The sequence below is a fragment of the Longibacter salinarum genome (assembly GCF_002554795.1).
Lineage (GTDB): Bacteria > Bacteroidota > Rhodothermia > Rhodothermales > Salinibacteraceae > Longibacter > Longibacter salinarum.
Genome location: NZ_PDEQ01000004.1, coordinates 359,503 through 376,307 on the forward strand (window position 1 = coordinate 359,503; position 16,805 = coordinate 376,307).

Here is a 16,805-nt window from a genome sequence, read left to right on the forward strand (position 1 = left end):
CGGAGGACAACTCACACATCGGTCCTAACAGAGATCAAAGCCCAATATCTGTGGCTTTTCTCGTTACGTGTCCAACACGGCATCTCTGTGCAACACCTACCAACCGCTATCGCCCGGACGAATCTGCTTTCCGACCGGACTGCATGTGGAGAATCGGGACGAGCGCATCCAGACGGTCCTGGGCATACACGACGAGCGTGTCGGTCGGGGGAAGTGTTGTGGCAGACAAAAAGTGCCGGTAATAGCGTGCCGCAGTGGACTTGTCTAGATAGTTTTCATCGTACAGCTGCGCAAGACGAAAAAGAATCTCGGATCGGTCGGGCTGAAGTCGCTTCGCCATTCGATACGCGTCCAATGAAGCCGGTAAGCGATCGCGCGCATTCTCTGTTTGAGCCAGTTCCATGTAGACGTTCGTGATGGGCCCATCCGCGACCACAGCAATCGCTTCTCGGAGAACACGGGCGGACTGATCGAGACTGTCGAGATGGCGATACGAGATGCCGAGATAGAGCCGCGTGCGTGCAGAGGTGCTGTCTCGCTGTAGAGCGGCATTGAGGTTCTCGAGCGCATCCGCGTGGCGGGCCTGTCCCGCCTGTACAATCCCCAGCCGGCGGTAGACAGTTGCCGATGAATCGCCGTATGCGAGGGTCTGCTGATACGCTGTCTCGGCGGTATGTAGCGAGCTCTGTGCAAACGACAGATCCGCACGACGCCGCCAGAGCCTCGCGTCCGCAGGCGTTTCGTCGAGTGTGCGGTCGATCACATCTACAGCATCCTGCAACGCCCCAAGCGACCGAAGCCTGCTACTCAACTGTAGAGCGATGCTCGCGTCCTGCGGGCGGAGTCGATGCGCGGACCGCAGGTGCTCCAACGCGGACTCCGGTTTCGACATCGCCTCGTGACACCGAGCCAGATGCGCATGCCACTCCCCGTTCGTCGAGTCAGCACGAAGTAGCGCCTCAAAGTGATGCGCCGCCTCGAACCAGTCTCGCCCCTGCATCGCAAGGCGCGCCAGCTGTATGCGCACATTGCGATCCGTGGAGTCGGCGCGATGGAGTTCACGATACAGCGACCGTGCCTTCTCATATCGTGCCTGCTGCATGAAACTCTCGCTCAGCAATCGGGCGAGTGAGGCAGCCCGAGACACCTTGTACGCAGGCTCCAACACCGATATCGCTGCAGGATGCGATCCGAGACGCTGCTGGGACCGTCCCAGCAGATGAGCCCACTTGACGTACCGAGTCGTGTCTGCCACCGGCTCTTTCTTCAATGCCTGTACTGCCGCTTCTGCCGCCTGAATTGCCTCCGCGTACTCTCCATGCGTGAAGTGGTCCCGCGACTCTTCGTACCGCGCCTCGGTCGCCGCCTGTGCTGCCTGCCCCTGATCAGACTGTCCGTAGATTGACAAAGCATTGATCAACATGAACAATGTAATGTAGGCGAAGCTAGCGACACACTTCTGGACTCGCATAAAGACGACGTGGGTTGGATGACCAATTACTATATCAGTAGTATTTAGCTATACCGTAAATTGATCCTTCGCTATGACGTAAGGGATCCGGTGCACGAGATCAACCCTGCCTCGTGTTGCGAGCATAGCGCGAACCCGTCATTGGGAGGTCCGCACCTTTGGATGGTCGAAGGCAGTCTGCCAAATAGGTTCTGCAAAACCAAACGGTTCACATGCATAAAAAAGAGGCGAGAGCGGACCATTCGGTCTCTCTCGCCTCTGGGTCAATCCGGATGAATTGCCGACTACGCGTTTCCGTCGGGTCGCTCCGGCGGAGCCGATGAGTGGGCACCGCGTCCTCCGGCTTCGCTCCCTTCTTCTGCGTTGTATCCAGATGACTCTTCTACGCCAGCCGTCCGCAGTAGCGCTTCCCCGCCCGGAATATCTCGCAGGGAATCCATGAGTCGCTCTGTTTCCGCATTGCCCTGCAATCCCTGCATGACCTCACGGATCACCGGCATCAGGAGACCGACGTTCATGACGGTCCCGAGCAGGTCACCGGCCATGTTGCTGGAATTGCTTCCTGCGGCTCCATCGCCGCCCGGACCGCCGCCCTGGAGGCCCGGCATTCCTTCTGTCCCGTTCACGTTGAGGATCCGGATACTGTCGATCTTCTCGGCCGGTAGCATGAGTTTCTCCACGAGCTCCGGCATCTGCGGAACCAGCTCGTTGAGCGCGTTGGCCATGATGACGCGCTGGTTGATAAGGTTTTCCGCCTCGAGTTCGGCCTTGCGGACCTCCGCTTCGGCCAAACCGACGGTCTTGATGGCGAGCGACTTCTCTTCTGCCGCCTCGGCGTCGAGCTTGGCACCTTCGAGGTTGGCCTGCGCCACTGTCCGAATCTCGTACGCTTCGACGTCGGCCTCAACCTGACGCGCTTCTCTCTCCACGGCCGCTTCCTGTTCAGCTTCAATCGTTTCGATCCGTTTCTGACGCGTGGCGCGCTCCACGGCACGAACAGTTTCCTTCTGCTCGTCTGCCTTGGCGTATTCGGCCTCCTGCATCGCCGTCTCTTCCAGCTTCGCAAGCTTGGACTTCTCGGCTTCTGCCTCAGCTGCCTCACGATTGATGCGCGCAATCTCGATGTCTTCCTGCTTCTCCTCTTCAGCCAGGGCAACGACACGTTCGCGGCGAACCTTGGCGCTTTCGATTTCCTCTTGCTTCTCCTCCTCCGCAAGCGAGACCGCACGCGCACGACGGATCTGTGCGTTCTCAATCTCCTGCTGCCGTTCCTCCTCCGCGACGCTAATGCGCCGCTCTTTGGCAATGCGGGCTTCTTCGGCGATTTGTTCCTGCTCGGCCTTCGTCTTGCGCGTCCTCGCCTCCTCCGTGGACTGCGCCTCGGCAATTTCGCGCTTCTGCGTCGCCTCCTTTTCCTTAATGTCCTGCTCGATCGTAAGCTGACGGAGTCGAGCTTCGCGGTTCTGCTCGGCGATCGTCACCTCCTTCTGACGCAGTCGATCGTTGGCCTGCTCAACCTCCGATGAGGTGCGCTCTGCAATCTCTTTCCGACCGCGAGCATCGAGGACGTTGTCCTCATTATGCATCTCCAGCGGGAGCTGCTCGAGATACTGGATGGCGACATCATCCAGTTTATAACCATTCAGGATGATCTCTTGCTCGCCTTCCTGCCCGAGCGCTTTCAGCACCTCGTCTCGAAACGCGCGCCGGTTGTGATACAGCTGATCGAACTGCAGCTTCGCACCCGCCGTCTTGAGCGCATCAGCGAATTTTGCCTCGAACAGCTCACGAAGAATCTCGGTGTTGGACGCCCGCCCACATCCGATTGTGTCGGCGACATGCTGGATGTCTTCCTGCACCGCGTTGATCTTGATGTAGAAATCGACCTCTACCTCCGCACGGATCCCGTCAGCGCAGGACAAACTCTCATGTTTTCGGCGCATGATGCGAACGGTCTTCACCGTAAGGTCGAGCGTGTCGACGTTGTGGAGTACCGGGATCGCAAACGCGGAGCTCAGCGAAACCGACGGACGGCTCAGGCCGAATCCGGTTTTGACGAGTGCCTGACCGGCCTCGGCTTTATGAAAGAACTTGCTCACCATGCTAAACACAACGAGGAACACAACGACAACGCCGAGCAAACCCAGGACGAGGATCGTCGTCATGCCGGGATCGAAACCATTCATGAGGATACGCTGGAAAAGGGTGATGTAGTCTGTTAACCCGCGAGTTGGGCCTTACTGACGAGGCTGTGTGCGGGCGATTCGCCCGTCGAGTTGGTTTGGAGTGACCGGCTAACGGTCTTCGGATGCGTGGGGAGCGACAAAGTAGACGCCCTTGTCCGAGTCGTAATCGTAGATGAGAACTCGCTCACCATACTTCAACGCGTCAGCCTTCTCCACATCCGAGGGGTCGACGCGCACGGAGATGTCAATCGGCCCACGGCCAGGGACACGAACGGAGGCAGAGCCGAAGGATGGACTCACGCTTCCTGTCGTCAGCACGGCGGTCTTTCCAACGAGCTCGTGTGTCTGCGTCGCTTTCCCGTAATCGCGAAAGAGGGGCGCAAAAAGGCGAGATAGAGGCGCCGTGATCCCGACGGCTGCGACAACAGCCGGGACGGCTAGTACCCCCGTTGTCGCGAGCCCGCTGCCGACCGTGGCTGCGACGGATGAGCCAAACAGACTCGTCAGCAAATGGCCGGTCCACCCGAAGGTGAAGCCAAGCAACACGATCGACAGGGTAATGGGCACGTAGCCGAGCCCCAGAAGCTGCAAAAAACTTCCCCCGCTGTTTCCAGCATCCGCGTCGGCATCGAGATCTGCATCCAGGTCGACGTCAGCATCAATGTCCACACCCGCATCCAAATCCACGTCTGCATCGGCGTCAAGGTCGAGATCGAGACCGTCGAAGTCGAACAGCCCGACAAGCGCCAGGGCGCCGAATGCAAAGCTGACGAGCATGGGGATGGTAAAAATGAGCCGTGCGGGCTCAAACAGGATCGAAAGATCCATTGAGGAGGGGAGATGTGGCTAGTAGCGAAGGGCATTATTTAAGGTAACAGAAGGCGGCAATCAATGGCAAGAAAACACCTCCATGAAGACCCTCTCGTTCGCCCCTTCGACACGAATCATTTCGCCCAACGTAAAGATGAGGCTGCCTCTCCCTATGTAGACATGACAGAATACTCGTCATTCATGGTTCTCTGTCTCCGGGCCATTCGCCGTCACCGGACGGGCTCCATGGACCGGCGCCATAAGAAGCAACGCCAGCAGTGCACAACGTCGAACCGTGGCGTCGATCTTCGCGAACTCGTGCTCCGCATGTGCGCCGTCCCCGACCGCCCCCAGTCCATCGAGCGTGGGAGCGTGAATGCTGGTGAAGTTTCCATCGGAGGCTCCACCGGCCCGGTCTTCTTCGAGCGTGTCTCCGATGGCCGCGCCGATCGCCTGAGCCGCATGCCACAGCTTCCGGTTGCCCGGTGTCCGCTCCATCGGAGGTCGCTCCACGCCGCCCCGGATCTCCACGCGAATCCCGTCTCGCACATCACCACATACCTGCTCGCGAAGGCGCGTATCGATACGATGTGCGTCTTCGTGCGTCACGACCCGGACATCGACGCCAAGTCGCCCGGCCTCCTCTGAAGCATTCGGACCTGTGATTGTGCCGACGTTTACGGTGATACCTCGATCCGGATCATTCAGACCGTGAAGGCGCTGCACAATCTCCATCATCTCCGCCACCACCTCTGACGCGTCGACCTCCTCCGGGTAAAGCAGAATGACGTATTCGCCCGTTCCCTTCCTGGCCGTCTTAATTTTGCCCTGCAATCCAAGACCGGGCTCCGTGACAAAAACGCGGTCCGCACATCGAGCCAGTCGGTCGATGTGACGCCGCGACTCATGGCTCCCGATCTCCTCATCGGACGTAATCAGGACGACAGGATCCGCGGGCGGGGTGAGCCCCAGATCTCGGAGGGTGCGTAGCGCGAAGACAAAAGACGTGAGCCCGGCCTTCATATCGAAGACCCCGGGACCGCGGAGCATCCCGTTCTGGCGGACCACCGGCATGTGCTGCAAGGTGCCCGTGCTCCACACCGTGTCGACGTGGCCAAGCAGTAGCTGCACAGAGCCACCCCGTCGGCGCACGTCCGGGCGAGCGTACAGACTTCCAGCCGTCTCCACACCCGGAAAATGCACTGAGGTGAGTCCTGCCTCGGCAAGGGCCGATGCGAGTAGATCGAACGCGGGCAGAATCGTCTCCGGATCCGTCGATGGCGTTTCGATCCGCGCCAGCCGTTCCAGAAACTCGACATACGTCTCTTTCCGAGCCTCGACGGCCGTCGTGACACGCTCGATCACATCAGGAGACAGTCCCGCGACGCTCGATTCCGCCGAAGACGACGGAAACAGATCGGGATCGGAGGATGAGACCACAGATTTTCGGTCGCTTTCGAAAACAATGGAGCGATGCATACAACATTTTATACGCAGCATGCTGTATCCATGTCCCCGCTCCCCCGGTCAGACCGTTGCATCCGTATGGATTTCGAACAGTCCATCCAGTTCGAGCACGCGCAGGATTTCAAAAAACAGATCTGGCGGATTTCGAACGGTAATCGGCGTTCCTTGAAGCTGAAGTCGATGCAGGTGCGCAATCCCCTCCGTGTCGGCAAACCGTACGTCGCGAAGATCAACGATCACGTGCTCCGTCGACTCAATCAACCGTTCGATGCAACGGGCTGAAAATAAGTTCAGGTCGCGGTTGAGTTCGATCGTAAGCGTACCAGACTCTCTTCTGTGTCGCATGCCAGTTCCCTCTGGATCAATGATTTCAGGGCGTGTGCAAGATCCGAATGGACGACGATGTGATCGAAGTCGAGATCAACCAGCGGCCGCTGCATCCGAAGATAATCGCGGCTGTGGTGGAAGCGCGGCATCAATCCGGCAAGCACGAAGCCGGCATCGCGGAGCTGGCGGATGAGGAAGGGCGTGTGCGGGTCCTCAATCGGGATGTCCACCAGCACGTTCAGCATATCTTGGTCCACGTCGTCGAGCGTCTGTTCGACCTGTTCGACCACGTCCGCCCCCGGCTCCTCGATGATGAGTTCCACGTGCCGGAATCGGTATGAGATGCGGGTGTCGATAACGGCTTCGCTGCCTGGCAGTGGCGTTGCAGGTTCCATGTCCGGCGCCTCAACGACGGCCCCCAGCGCCTCGTAGATTTCCTGTAGGATCGAAGCATATCTCATCGGAAAGAACGGGCGCACGACGTCGTATGGCTCCAGCGGACGGAGTTCGATCACGACAGAAATTGGTTGTGGGTAGTCGCCGACCAGGCCGTGAAACCGCTGTGTGGGAAAGAAGCCGAGTAGCAATGCCGTGGACTCCATGCCGAAGTGCTGGTTCACACGCTGGCTAATATCGTGCACGGTCACCGCCTCCCCGAAAACGGCCGACATATCGTGAGCCCGAGCCTCGTCGATTAGCATCTCGAGCATCTTCGTCATGAGACCACGACGGCGATGATCGACGTCTACGACGGCCTCTCCTACTTCCCCAATGTCTGAATCGGGCATACGAAGCACTGCAAACATGCCTACGGCGCGCCCGGACGGTGTTCGCGCAATCACGCCAAACTTTTCGTCCTGCACGAGCGCCCGGCGGATCTTCTCCGGATAGTAGAGCTCTTCCTTCGCATACGTGTACCCGTACGTCCGGTAAATGAGCTTCGCCACGTCCCCGGCATCGTCAGGTTGAATCGGTTGCAGGCTGTAGTCGCCCGTGAAGACCTCAGCAGGTGCAGGCTGCGGATCGTGCCGCATCAGCTCCGACACGTGCGTCGCTTCGATTTCCTGAACGAGGCGGAATTCTTTCCCTTTCCTCCCCCTGTTGAGAAAGGCAAAGTCGTCGACGAAATGGCGCATTACGGCGAACCCGGCCCCGTCGAAACGTCCTTCCTTCCGTGCTCGCTCCGGGTCGTAGACGTACCGCGATGGATCGAACGGTTCCCCCTGCTCCGTGATGATGACCTCCACCGTCGAGATATCGCGCCGAAACGTGATATCAAAGCTCGCCTCCTTTCGCGGAAAAGCGAACCGAACGACATCGGTCACAACCTCCGTAACCGCTAGAGCAAGTGCGAGAGCCCGTTCATCGGACAACCCCGCATTCATCCCCCATTTTCGAGCAAAGTCGGCCGTTGGGCCGATCACACTCAGATGATTTTGAAGCCGAAGATGCAAGTCCATGATGTCCCTCTCCCCCCATACCAGAACGACCATCCATTTACACAATCTTAACCCTCAAAAAGGACAGCTCGTGTCCGGTATTCCCCTTCCACGCGTGTGGGGAAGGACCTTCAAGACGAGGTCAGGAGGCGGCAAGATCTGACGTGGTTGGTTTTTCTACGCCACAGGTCCAGGCAAGGTAGGCCATGAAACCGGCTCCGATACGGAGCGCTTCTTCGTCGATATCGAATTTCGGCGTGTGCAGACCGTGCGTGATTCCCCGCTCGGGATTGCCGACACCGAGGGTGAAGAAGGCCCCCGGGCGCTTCTGTAGGAAGTATGCAAAGTCTTCCCCGGCGTACCACGGATTGAGATCGAGCGTCTGGTCTGCACCTGTAAATTCCAGCGAGGCATCGCGAACAAGCGCGGCTGCCTCAGAATCGTTGATGAGTGCCGGATAACCAACCTTCAGATCCACCTCGGCCGTCGCACCGTGCGCTTCGGCCGTGCGATGGATCAGGCGTTCGATCAGTTTATGAGCCTCGGCGCGCCACTCTTCGTCCATCGCGCGGAAGGTGCCAGCCAGACGAGCCGTTTCCGGAATCACGTTTGTCGCGCCATCCGCAATCAGGCGTCCGATGGTGAGGATACTGGCCACACCCGGCGGCGCGTGTCGGCTCACGATGGACTGGAGTCCGACCACAATCTGACTCGCTACGTACGTCGCGTCGGCCGAGAGTTCGTGCGGGGCGGCCGCATGCCCGCCTTCACCACGAACCGTGATATGCACCTCGTCTGCAGAGGCCATGAACGGCCCCGAACGGATGCCGACCGTGCCGACAGGAAGATCCGGACGAACATGCTGTCCAAAGACGTAGTCGACCCCATCCTCCGATCGGTCACCGGACGCGCCATCACCGGCACTGCCGAAGGACTCGAGAACGCCTTCCTCGATCATAAACTTGGCGCCGCCGGGGATTACCTCTTCACTGGGCTGGAAGCAGAACCGAATCTGCCCGTGGATCTCGTCTCGGATGCGCGAGAGGATCGTTGCAGCTCCAAGAAGAGAGGCCGTGTGGGCATCGTGGCCGCACGCGTGCATTTGGCCCTCGTGATTGGACGCGAAGTTGAGCCCCGTCGCCTCATGGATCGGCAGGGCATCCATATCGGCCCGCAGCAAAATGGTCGGCCCGGGATGTGCGCCGCGGAGCGTTCCCACGACACCTGTGCCGTAGATGCCAGTGCGGACGTCGAGATCGAGCCGCCGGAGCGTATCGGCGACCAGGGACGCAGTCTGGTGCTCTTCCCGTGCGAGCTCCGGGTTCTGGTGAATCTGACGTCTCCACGCGACAACGTCGGGAAAAACCTCATCAGCCAGCGAATGAATGCGCTGCTTCATGGTGCGTTCGATCTGATTCCCAGAAACTACCCTTCGGGTTCCCGCCGAGTCCGTCTGTCGCCCCGCCCACGACGTGCCTCTAAACGAGACGCGTCCGTTTGTCGAGATACGCCTTGAGCGCCGTGTCGTACGGCTGGTTCGTGTCCAGTTCGACGAAATCGATGTCGTGCTCAAGACAGCGGCGGCGAAACGTCTCGGAGAAATGCGTGACGGCTTCTTCGTAGTGGTCGCGGAGCTGTGCAGGCTGAAGTGTCACCTCTTCGCCTGTCTCCATATCGCGAAATAGCATCGGGCGATCGGGAAAGCGGAAGCGGCGCTCCGTATCCCCCTCCAAAACGTGAAAGACGATCACCTCATGCTGCCGATGGCGGAGATGACGAAGCGCCCGGAGCAGATCGTCATGCTTCGCGACATTCTCGAACAGGTCGGTAATGACTACGACAAGCGACCGCCGGCTGATGCGCTCCGCAACTTCGTCCAGGGCGGAAGCCGCACTCGTTCGGGTGCCGCTGGCCTCCGACGACGCGATGCGATCCAACTCGATGAGAAGTGGACGCAAATACCCCGGCGTGGCCTTCGGTCGCCGCATCGTATGTACGGACTCGTCGAAGGCAATAAGTCCGGTGGCATCGCGCTGCTTGAGCATCAGGTTGTGCAACGCGGCCGAAAGATAGGCACCATAGACCAGCTTGCTGACCGCGCCTTCTCCCTGGTAATGCATCGATGGAGAGGTGTCAAGGACGACGTAGTGACGCAGGTTCGTTTCCTCCTCGTACCGCTTGATGTAGTACCGATCGGTCTTCGCGTACACCTTCCAGTCGACGTGGCGAAGTTCGTCTCCGGGGTTGTACGGCCTATGCTCGGCAAACTCGACCGAAAACCCGTGGTACGGGCTGCGATGGAGACCGGTAATAAACCCCTCGACGATCAGACGTGCCCGCAATTCCATGTTGCCGAGTTGAGCAACGGCCGCGGGGTCGAGATATCGAAGGGCGTCAGGGGCGTCGGCCATGAGGATCGGGCAGCGCGAAAGCGGGCTCAGAAAAAGGGAATTGATGCACGCCTCCTCTCGAACAGCGTTCCCTTCACGCCCTCATCCCCGTGATGACCTGTCGTCCCACGGCGTTTGACAAACTGACATCAACAACTCGTCCTAAACTTGTATCTTTCACAGATTCGAATTGAATATATCCATTTCTCAAGGATCTTCTTACGACTGTGTGATACGCACGACCAATATACTGATCTGCATATGGAGTAACTCCATTGCTCGGAATCGTATCAGAGAGAACGATCGAATTCATGGCGCACGGTCTAGCCTCACCGCGATCATGATCCCCTGCCCCCTCTGATCCGACATGATACTTTATCCCCAACTCACGCTCATCTGACCCAATGTCCCCACCATGTTCGACGCTTCTACCCAAATCGATCGTCTGCTCGGTCCGACACCGGAGGATTCGCAGGAGGAATTCCGGGCCTTTCTCCGACGCGTCGTCGCAGAGCAGTTCGACGGGAACGTGTCGAAGATGACAACGGCACTCGCCGAGGTTGGTGACCTGTCGGCGGAAAGTAAGCAAGCCAACCTTCGGCGCAAACTGAGCCGGTTTCTGAGTTACAGCGTTCGGAAGATCGATTCCGAACTCATCATGTGGACGTGGACGTATCTCTTCGACAAACTCGGCCTGCAGGCGTTCGAATACGCACCCGACCTTCTCGGAAGCCGTCTTCTTCCAGTAATCCGCTTCTCCACGGAGCCCGTTGAGGAGCAATCAGCACTTCCAAACTACCGGACCCGACCGCAGGTCACCTCGCGCTACTCAATCGATAATGCAGAACTGGACGAGGAGCATCGGTGGGGAGACCGCCACTATTTTGTCACGATCGCTGAGACGGATGCCTTGGAACCAGAACTTCGGGCGGGGGACAGGGTGATCGTGGAGCATGTCGAAGACACGACCATGCCCGCCAGTCCCGGGGTTTACCTGCTTCGCATCGAATCCTCGGTTCAGTTCGCCCGTCTGCAGCCACGAGAGGATGAATATGTCGATGTTCTCTTCCCAAACAGCAGCCACAAAAATTATACACTCCGCGCCTCTAATGCGGACATCGAAATCCTGGGCCGCGTATGGGGATCTTACCGACGAACCTGAAAGGCGGCGCAGAACTGGTGCTCGTCCTTGAATCCGCGGCAGCAGGCATCGTATCTTCTCGTGCCTGCCAGCCCCCTTACGGCGAAATCGATCATTCCCATCACCTCAACCGAATCGCCCATGCTCGTCCAAGACGTGATGCAGCATCCTGTCATCACCGTCAGCTCGGACACCTCTATCGCCGAGGCCTATCGCATCATGCATGACCGGCGGATCCGTCACCTTCCCGTCGTCGATGACGGGCGTCTTACCGGCGTTGTGACGGATCGGGATCTTCGATATTCGACCAGTCGCCTGCATCCATCGCCGGTAGAATCCCAGACGGGAGTCGACCGCGTGATGACGAAATCGGTGATCACCATAGGCCCGCTCGACCCCGTCGAAGAAGCCGCTCGCCTCCTCCGGGCCCGTCGCATCGGATCTCTGCCCGTCGTCGATGGCGACGACCTCGTAGGCATCGTGACGGTGACGAATCTACTGGATGCGATCATCGACCTGACCGGTCTGAAAAAGCCGGGCAGTCGGCTTGCTGTTTCGCTTGTGGATGAAGCGGGACAGCTGGCGAAGCTCACGACGCGGGTGGCCGAGGCTGGCCTGGACATCCGGTCGGTCCTGACGTACTACGAAGATGAATTTTCCGGTCCGGAAGCCGAAACCGAGGGATCAGAGCCGCGCCTCCGCGTCATCCTTCGCGTCGACACACTGAACGTCCGCGCGCTCGCAGAGGAGTTGCGCGAGGAAGGCTTCGACGTCATTTGGCCCATCACCAAACCCGCCTGACGCTGGCCTATCGGTATTCTCGCCCTCGATCGTCTGCCCGGCCCTACACCTTCGCCCCTGTGTCTACCACGGTCCTCTCTTCTCCACGCTACCGCGACTACGACTTTGGTCCGGAGCACCCCTTCAGCCCGGTCCGGCTCGAAATGTTGATGGATCTGCTTGAGCACCTCGATGTCGACCTGGACATGGTCGAACCACCGCTGGCATCAACGGACGACATTCTAACGGTTCACGCAGAGAAGTTCGTGCGCCAGGTCGAAGCGGCCAGCGGAGGTACACCCGGTGCCGCCATGTCGCGCTACGGTCTCGGCACGGCGGATGTCCCGATCTTCGACGGAATGGATGAGGCCGCGCGGAGCCTCGTCGGCGGCACGCTTCACGGCGCAGAACGGATCGAGCAGGGCGAGGCAACACGCGTGCTCCAACTCGGTGGCGGACTGCACCATGCGCAGGAAAAGCTTGCCAGCGGCTTTTGCGTTTATAACGACCTCTCCGTCGCCATCCAGCACCTTCGCGATGCCGGCCGGCGCGTGGCATACCTCGACATCGACGTGCACCACGGCGACGGAGTCCAGGCGCTGCACTACGATGACCCGAATGTGCTCACGATCAGCCTGCATGAATCGGGCCGGTACCTCTTTCCCGGCACCGGCACAGTCCACGAAATCGGAAAAGGTGCCGGCGAAGGGACGTCGCTGAATGTCCCGCTCGAACCGTTCACGGAGGCGGATAGCTACCTCGATGTTTTTGAGCGCGTGGTCCCATACGCCATCGAGAATTTCATGCCGGAGGTGATGGTCGTGCAGTGCGGAGCAGACGCTCACTTCTCTGACCCGCTGGCCGATCTCCTCCTCGACACCCACGTCTACGAGACACTGTTCGATCACATCTTCGACCTGGCCGACGATCACTGCAACGGTCGGCTCCTCCTTACACTGGGCGGCGGGTACCAGATGGACGCGACCGTTCGAATCTGGACGCTCCTCGCGCTAAAAGCGACCGGTCATCCGATTCCGGACGCGCTCCCGGACGCCTGGCTTGCAAACTGGAAAGAGCGCCTCGGAGAAGATCTGACGCCCACGCTCCACGACGCTCCCGACAAGACCTTCGACATTCCACGGAAGGAAACCATTTACCAGCAGAATCAGCGCGTTAGCAAGCGCGTCCTGGAACTACTCGCGCCCCTGTGGTACTGACACCGTTCTCGTTTACACGCCGGGACGCTGGCTCGTTGACCGTCGAATCGCTGCCACGGTACGCGCAAACCTTCACACGTCGACACTTTCACACGTCTATACCTAGCCCCCATGCCTGAACTGATCGGTTCCCCCTCCGTCGTCGAGTCCGCAGGAACGAAACCCAAGCGCATCGAGGAATACGTCGGTCGCATCAACACGGGACATGAATCTGTGAGCGTCGCTCGTATGACATCGCCGGGTGGGTGGGAAGAACCCGGACAACGCCCGGAGTTCGACGAGGTGACGCTCGTGCTCTCTGGGCGAGTTCGAGTCGAGCACGAAGACGGTGTGCTCGATGTCACAGCCGGACAGGCCGTTCTAACGCGGGCGGGCGAGTGGATACGCTACAGCACGCCGGACGAGGGAGGCGCAGAGTACGTCGCGATCTGTCTGCCCGCATTCAGTCCGGATACCGTGAACCGGGACGACGACTGATTTCTGTGACGCCCGCTACCAGGACGTGCTCGTGTCTCCACCGCGATCGCGCTCGGGGGCGTCGGACCTCGGGCGCGATGAGGCATCCCCCCCATTGAGAACCTCAATCTCTACGTCGGTGACGCCGGCCGTCACAAGATCGATCTGACGCGCGGCCGACTTCGAGAGGTCGATGATGCGGCCGCGCTTAAAGGGTCCACGATCGTTGATCCGCACGGTAACCTGCTTTCCATTGTCGAGCCGTGTCACGCGGACGCGCGTTCCGAAGGGAAGCGTGCGATGAGCAGCCGTGAGCTTCCGGTGCGTGTACACTTCGCCGCTAGCCGTTTGGCGACCGACGAACTTATCGGCGTAGTAGCTGGCCTCACCACGGTCCGTCATGCCGCGTGGTGCGTCTGCGGTCGGGGAGGTCGTCCCCGTGGCACAGGCGACCATGAGCCCGAGGCAAATGATCACAGTAAAAAGGGGGGCGCGTCGGTGCATCGCGGTACAGAAAAGATGAAGGGGGCTTCCCGAATCATTAGGGAGTGCAAATCAGAAAATGACGGCCGTCCAACCAATCTCGCGAGGCCGAGGTTCTCCAGACGACGCGTCTACCCGGCAGGCCGCTGGATATTCTGATGGCTGCCTGATTCGATCCAGGATACACTATGCATCAATCGATTCCAAAAGTCGGGACACGAAGCCTCCGTTTTCGTGATCACTCTCCCAGTCGCGGAGCAAATCGATGCTTTTGCTCCGCCCTACGCCCCCAACGACACGAGGATGCACGCTGTCCGGTCCTCGATTCGGCGTGCACCGGCCCACGGCACCATTTTCCGGGGCCTCAACCGCGTACACAATCGCATCGACTCCGAGTTCAAGCGCAGCACCGAAGCACATGGCGCACGGCTCCATCGTTGTGACGAGCACGAGTCCGTCTTGTGACTTGAGGTCATGCCTGGGAAACGCGTCGGCGATCGCCTCCATCTCCGCATGTGCCGTCGGCCGGCCCGTGCTTCTCGCCACGTTGTATCCCTGCCCGAGGACATCGCCATCACCGGACACAACGGTGCTACCGATCGGGATTTCGTTCGTCTCCAGCCCCTTCGATGCTTCTTTGAGGGCGTCGTCCATGAGCGCATTCAAACGATCGGGGGTAAACGCGAACGTTTGGGGGCCGCATCGGGCCAGCGCCTCCTCAAGATCGTCCGCGAGAACTCGTGCGGTGTCGTATCGCCCGCGCGCTCCACTCTGTTGCAACGACTCGGCGGCACTTTCTTTGGCTACAGCAAGGACCGTTGCCCCGGCCTCGACGGACGCGAAAGCCGCCCACGGTGTCGACACGACCGTTGCCGACTGCGCGGGATGTGCCCCGGCCCGATCCGCGACCGCCTGAATCCGCTCCTGGGGAGATTCGCCGGCTGAAGAAGGCACGATGTCCACGCCAGTCGGCACCTCAATCCCAGCCTTAACGATCGCATCCTCCACATCGCCTGCACCGCGCAGGTCCGTAACGATAACCCGAACCTCGGCATCCACGGCGCGACGCATCAGTGCAGACGCCCCGACGCCAGCACGACCCGTTGCACGATGTAGGAGAGGTCCGAAGGCATCGATGAGAAGAACGTCTACGGACATAAGTTAACAGGTTATCTTCGTGTAGAAGAATGATCACAAAAGGGAGCGGACCGATCAGGGACGACTCCGGTACGCAAAAACTACGGCACCGGACGCCAACCCGGTCGTGTACGAAAGCGGACGTGCCGCCCCACCCGCTATCCTCTCTTACGTCGACTTCGCGTGAGCCTTTACCGGACGCTGATCCACGCCGACTTCGTTATCGCGGTGATATTGCTGGTGCTGATTCCTCTCGGCCTCCTGGGCGCGAGTTGGAGGACACCATCTGTGCGCGACCGCATGCTCGTTTATTGGCGGGCATCGGCCCTGCTGGGTATTACGGTCTACCTCTGGATTGGAGAAGTTCAGTTGGGCTTTGTCACGGGCTGGCTCGCACGCGCCATCATTCCTCTCGCACTCTGGCGCGGGGACGCGCTCACGATCCTCCGCGGCCGAACACTCCTGCCGGAAACGCGCATAGAGGAAGCGTACCGAGACTGGCAACGAATCGCTATGGGCTACAGCATCGCCGGCTTGATCTACATGTTGCCTCTTCTCCTGTGCGCGTTTGGATCAGACGCCTCAGAAATGTGCCGTGCATGGTACGTGCCACCAAAGACCTTCGCGAGCTGGCTTCATCCAAATATCGAACCGATCTGGCTTGGACGCTATGGACGCGTTGCACTGGGCGTTTATGCTGCCTACCTCATCGCCAGCGCTTACCGCCTGCGCCGATAGATTGAGCTTTTAGTTGGCCTCCCCGTTCAGATCGTATTCGGCAATGAGACGCTCGAGGATCACTTCGGACGTTCGACTGACGATGTCGTAGACGTTTTTGAAGCCCTCGTCTCCACCGTAATACGGATCGGGCACCTGGTAATCCCCCGGATTCGGATCGAACTCGCGGAAGAGCCGCACTTTGCCGCTGTGGCGATCCTCTTCGTCGAAATAGAGCACGTCGTTCAGGTTGCTCTTATCCATCACGAAGACGTGATCGTAGGCCTCCAGGTCAGCAGCCTGAAACTGCTGGGCACGATGGTCTTCGAGGGAGTGACCGAATTCGTCTGCCGTTTGTCGCATGCGCGAGTCTGCACCCTCGCCGACATGCCAGTCGCCGGTGCCGGAAGACTCGATGTCGAACTTTTCTTTAAGGCCCTTCTCTTCCACCTTGTCACGAAAAACCACCTCGGCGAGTGGGCTTCGGCAGATGTTGCCGAGACAAACGAACTGGATGCGAATGAGATCGGACATGCGTATGCAGCGCTGTGAATGAGATGGGACGTGGGGGCTCCGTTTCGTCGTTGAGCCGAAGAGAACCGACACAACCACGGACATGCCAAACGCGAAAGGAAAGACCGTGTGCCCGGTCGCAGCCCAAGGTCCGCGTGAGATCCAATGAAAGGCAGTGACTGTAGAGCAGGAGGAACGCCCGAAAACCGAAAACCCGTATCGTTTAGCATTTGTTGGTCCGTTGCGAACGCCTTCATTCGACTCCGTCTCC

The 16,805-nt window shown here is 59.5% G+C and carries 16 protein-coding genes; 5 read left to right on the plus strand and 11 right to left on the minus strand.

What is annotated here, in order from left to right:
- Positions 1-106 precede the first annotated feature (106 nt).
- From CRI94_RS09875 to CRI94_RS09910, 8 genes are all read right to left on the minus strand, one after another.
- Positions 107-1,471 (minus strand): tetratricopeptide repeat protein, encoded by a 1,365-nt coding sequence (locus tag CRI94_RS09875; protein ID WP_098075529.1) that lies wholly within the window; start codon positions 1,469-1,471, stop codon positions 107-109.
- Positions 1,472-1,755: 284 nt separating this feature from the next.
- Positions 1,756-3,657 carry a flotillin domain-containing protein gene (locus tag CRI94_RS09880; RefSeq protein WP_098075530.1) on the minus strand — a complete coding sequence of 634 codons (1,902 nt, stop codon included), beginning with the start codon at positions 3,655-3,657 and terminating at the stop codon, positions 1,756-1,758.
- Between the two features lie 108 nt (positions 3,658-3,765).
- The gene (locus tag CRI94_RS09885) at positions 3,766-4,485 is read right to left on the minus strand and encodes an OB-fold-containig protein (protein ID WP_098075531.1); all 720 of its coding nucleotides are present in this window, start codon (positions 4,483-4,485) and stop codon (positions 3,766-3,768) included.
- A gap of 177 nt (positions 4,486-4,662) precedes the next feature.
- The gene (locus CRI94_RS09890; RefSeq protein ID WP_179862240.1) at positions 4,663-5,946 is read right to left on the minus strand and encodes a M20/M25/M40 family metallo-hydrolase; all 1,284 of its coding nucleotides are present in this window, start codon (positions 5,944-5,946) and stop codon (positions 4,663-4,665) included.
- A 48-nt stretch (positions 5,947-5,994) separates the two neighbouring features.
- Positions 5,995-6,195, minus strand: coding sequence for an STAS domain-containing protein (locus CRI94_RS09895; protein ID WP_098075533.1), 201 nt, complete (start codon positions 6,193-6,195; stop codon positions 5,995-5,997).
- A gap of 29 nt (positions 6,196-6,224) precedes the next feature.
- The gene (locus tag CRI94_RS09900) at positions 6,225-7,754 is read right to left on the minus strand and encodes a GNAT family N-acetyltransferase (RefSeq protein ID WP_098075534.1); all 1,530 of its coding nucleotides are present in this window, start codon (positions 7,752-7,754) and stop codon (positions 6,225-6,227) included.
- 88 nt (positions 7,755-7,842) lie between these two features.
- Positions 7,843-9,099: a M20 metallopeptidase family protein gene (locus tag CRI94_RS09905; protein WP_098075535.1), complete on the minus strand. Its 1,257-nt coding sequence runs from the start codon at positions 9,097-9,099 to the stop codon at positions 7,843-7,845.
- Between the two features lie 79 nt (positions 9,100-9,178).
- Complete coding sequence (locus CRI94_RS09910; RefSeq protein WP_098075536.1) at positions 9,179-10,111, minus strand: DUF58 domain-containing protein; 933 nt, start codon at positions 10,109-10,111, stop codon at positions 9,179-9,181.
- Between the two features lie 394 nt (positions 10,112-10,505).
- Between CRI94_RS09910 and CRI94_RS09915 the strand changes: the two genes are divergently transcribed.
- The 4 genes from CRI94_RS09915 (at position 10,506) to CRI94_RS09930 (ending at position 13,705) form a co-directional block, all read left to right on the plus strand.
- Positions 10,506-11,252, plus strand: coding sequence for a S24 family peptidase (locus tag CRI94_RS09915; RefSeq protein ID WP_098075537.1), 747 nt, complete (start codon positions 10,506-10,508; stop codon positions 11,250-11,252).
- A gap of 120 nt (positions 11,253-11,372) precedes the next feature.
- The gene (locus CRI94_RS09920; RefSeq protein WP_098075604.1) at positions 11,373-12,032 is read left to right on the plus strand and encodes a CBS and ACT domain-containing protein; all 660 of its coding nucleotides are present in this window, start codon (positions 11,373-11,375) and stop codon (positions 12,030-12,032) included.
- 59 nt (positions 12,033-12,091) lie between these two features.
- Positions 12,092-13,228 (plus strand): acetoin utilization protein AcuC, encoded by a 1,137-nt coding sequence (locus CRI94_RS09925; protein ID WP_098075538.1) that lies wholly within the window; start codon positions 12,092-12,094, stop codon positions 13,226-13,228.
- Positions 13,229-13,339: 111 nt separating this feature from the next.
- The gene (locus tag CRI94_RS09930; protein ID WP_098075539.1) at positions 13,340-13,705 is read left to right on the plus strand and encodes a cupin domain-containing protein; all 366 of its coding nucleotides are present in this window, start codon (positions 13,340-13,342) and stop codon (positions 13,703-13,705) included.
- A gap of 15 nt (positions 13,706-13,720) precedes the next feature.
- Here the strand turns inward: CRI94_RS09930 and CRI94_RS09935 are convergent, their stop codons facing one another.
- Together CRI94_RS09935 and CRI94_RS09940 are read right to left on the minus strand one after the other, a co-directional pair.
- On the minus strand, positions 13,721-14,188 hold the full coding sequence (locus CRI94_RS09935; protein ID WP_098075540.1) for a septal ring lytic transglycosylase RlpA family protein: 468 nt from the start codon (positions 14,186-14,188) through the stop codon (positions 13,721-13,723).
- Between the two features lie 165 nt (positions 14,189-14,353).
- Positions 14,354-15,325, minus strand: a complete 972-nt coding sequence (locus CRI94_RS09940; RefSeq protein WP_098075541.1) for a nucleoside deaminase — start codon at positions 15,323-15,325, stop codon at positions 14,354-14,356.
- A gap of 162 nt (positions 15,326-15,487) precedes the next feature.
- On the opposite strand from CRI94_RS09940, the gene CRI94_RS09945 reads away from it, so the two are divergent.
- Positions 15,488-16,042, plus strand: a complete 555-nt coding sequence (locus CRI94_RS09945; RefSeq protein ID WP_098075542.1) for a DUF3177 family protein — start codon at positions 15,488-15,490, stop codon at positions 16,040-16,042.
- 9 nt (positions 16,043-16,051) lie between these two features.
- Here the strand turns inward: CRI94_RS09945 and CRI94_RS09950 are convergent, their stop codons facing one another.
- Positions 16,052-16,555 (minus strand): low molecular weight protein-tyrosine-phosphatase, encoded by a 504-nt coding sequence (locus CRI94_RS09950; RefSeq protein WP_098075543.1) that lies wholly within the window; start codon positions 16,553-16,555, stop codon positions 16,052-16,054.
- Between the last annotated feature and the right edge of the window lie 250 nt (positions 16,556-16,805).

What these genes read in the sequence shown, in the direction of transcription:
- CRI94_RS09875 (WP_098075529.1), bottom strand. Translation starts at nt 1,471, where the DNA reads ATGCGAGTCCAGAAGTGTGTCGCTAGCTTCGCCTACATTACATTGTTC.
- CRI94_RS09880 (WP_098075530.1), bottom strand. Translation starts at nt 3,657, where the DNA reads ATGAATGGTTTCGATCCCGGCATGACGACGATCCTCGTCCTGGGTTTG.
- CRI94_RS09885 (WP_098075531.1), bottom strand. Translation starts at nt 4,485, where the DNA reads ATGGATCTTTCGATCCTGTTTGAGCCCGCACGGCTCATTTTTACCATC.
- CRI94_RS09890 (WP_179862240.1), bottom strand. Translation starts at nt 5,946, where the DNA reads ATGCATCGCTCCATTGTTTTCGAAAGCGACCGAAAATCTGTGGTCTCA.
- CRI94_RS09900 (WP_098075534.1), bottom strand. Translation starts at nt 7,754, where the DNA reads ATGGTCGTTCTGGTATGGGGGGAGAGGGACATCATGGACTTGCATCTT.
- CRI94_RS09905 (WP_098075535.1), bottom strand. Translation starts at nt 9,099, where the DNA reads ATGAAGCAGCGCATTCATTCGCTGGCTGATGAGGTTTTTCCCGACGTT.
- CRI94_RS09910 (WP_098075536.1), bottom strand. Translation starts at nt 10,111, where the DNA reads ATGGCCGACGCCCCTGACGCCCTTCGATATCTCGACCCCGCGGCCGTT.
- CRI94_RS09915 (WP_098075537.1), top strand. Translation starts at nt 10,506, where the DNA reads ATGTTCGACGCTTCTACCCAAATCGATCGTCTGCTCGGTCCGACACCG.
- CRI94_RS09920 (WP_098075604.1), top strand. Translation starts at nt 11,373, where the DNA reads ATGCTCGTCCAAGACGTGATGCAGCATCCTGTCATCACCGTCAGCTCG.
- CRI94_RS09930 (WP_098075539.1), top strand. Translation starts at nt 13,340, where the DNA reads ATGCCTGAACTGATCGGTTCCCCCTCCGTCGTCGAGTCCGCAGGAACG.
- CRI94_RS09935 (WP_098075540.1), bottom strand. Translation starts at nt 14,188, where the DNA reads ATGCACCGACGCGCCCCCCTTTTTACTGTGATCATTTGCCTCGGGCTC.
- CRI94_RS09940 (WP_098075541.1), bottom strand. Translation starts at nt 15,325, where the DNA reads ATGTCCGTAGACGTTCTTCTCATCGATGCCTTCGGACCTCTCCTACAT.
- CRI94_RS09950 (WP_098075543.1), bottom strand. Translation starts at nt 16,555, where the DNA reads ATGTCCGATCTCATTCGCATCCAGTTCGTTTGTCTCGGCAACATCTGC.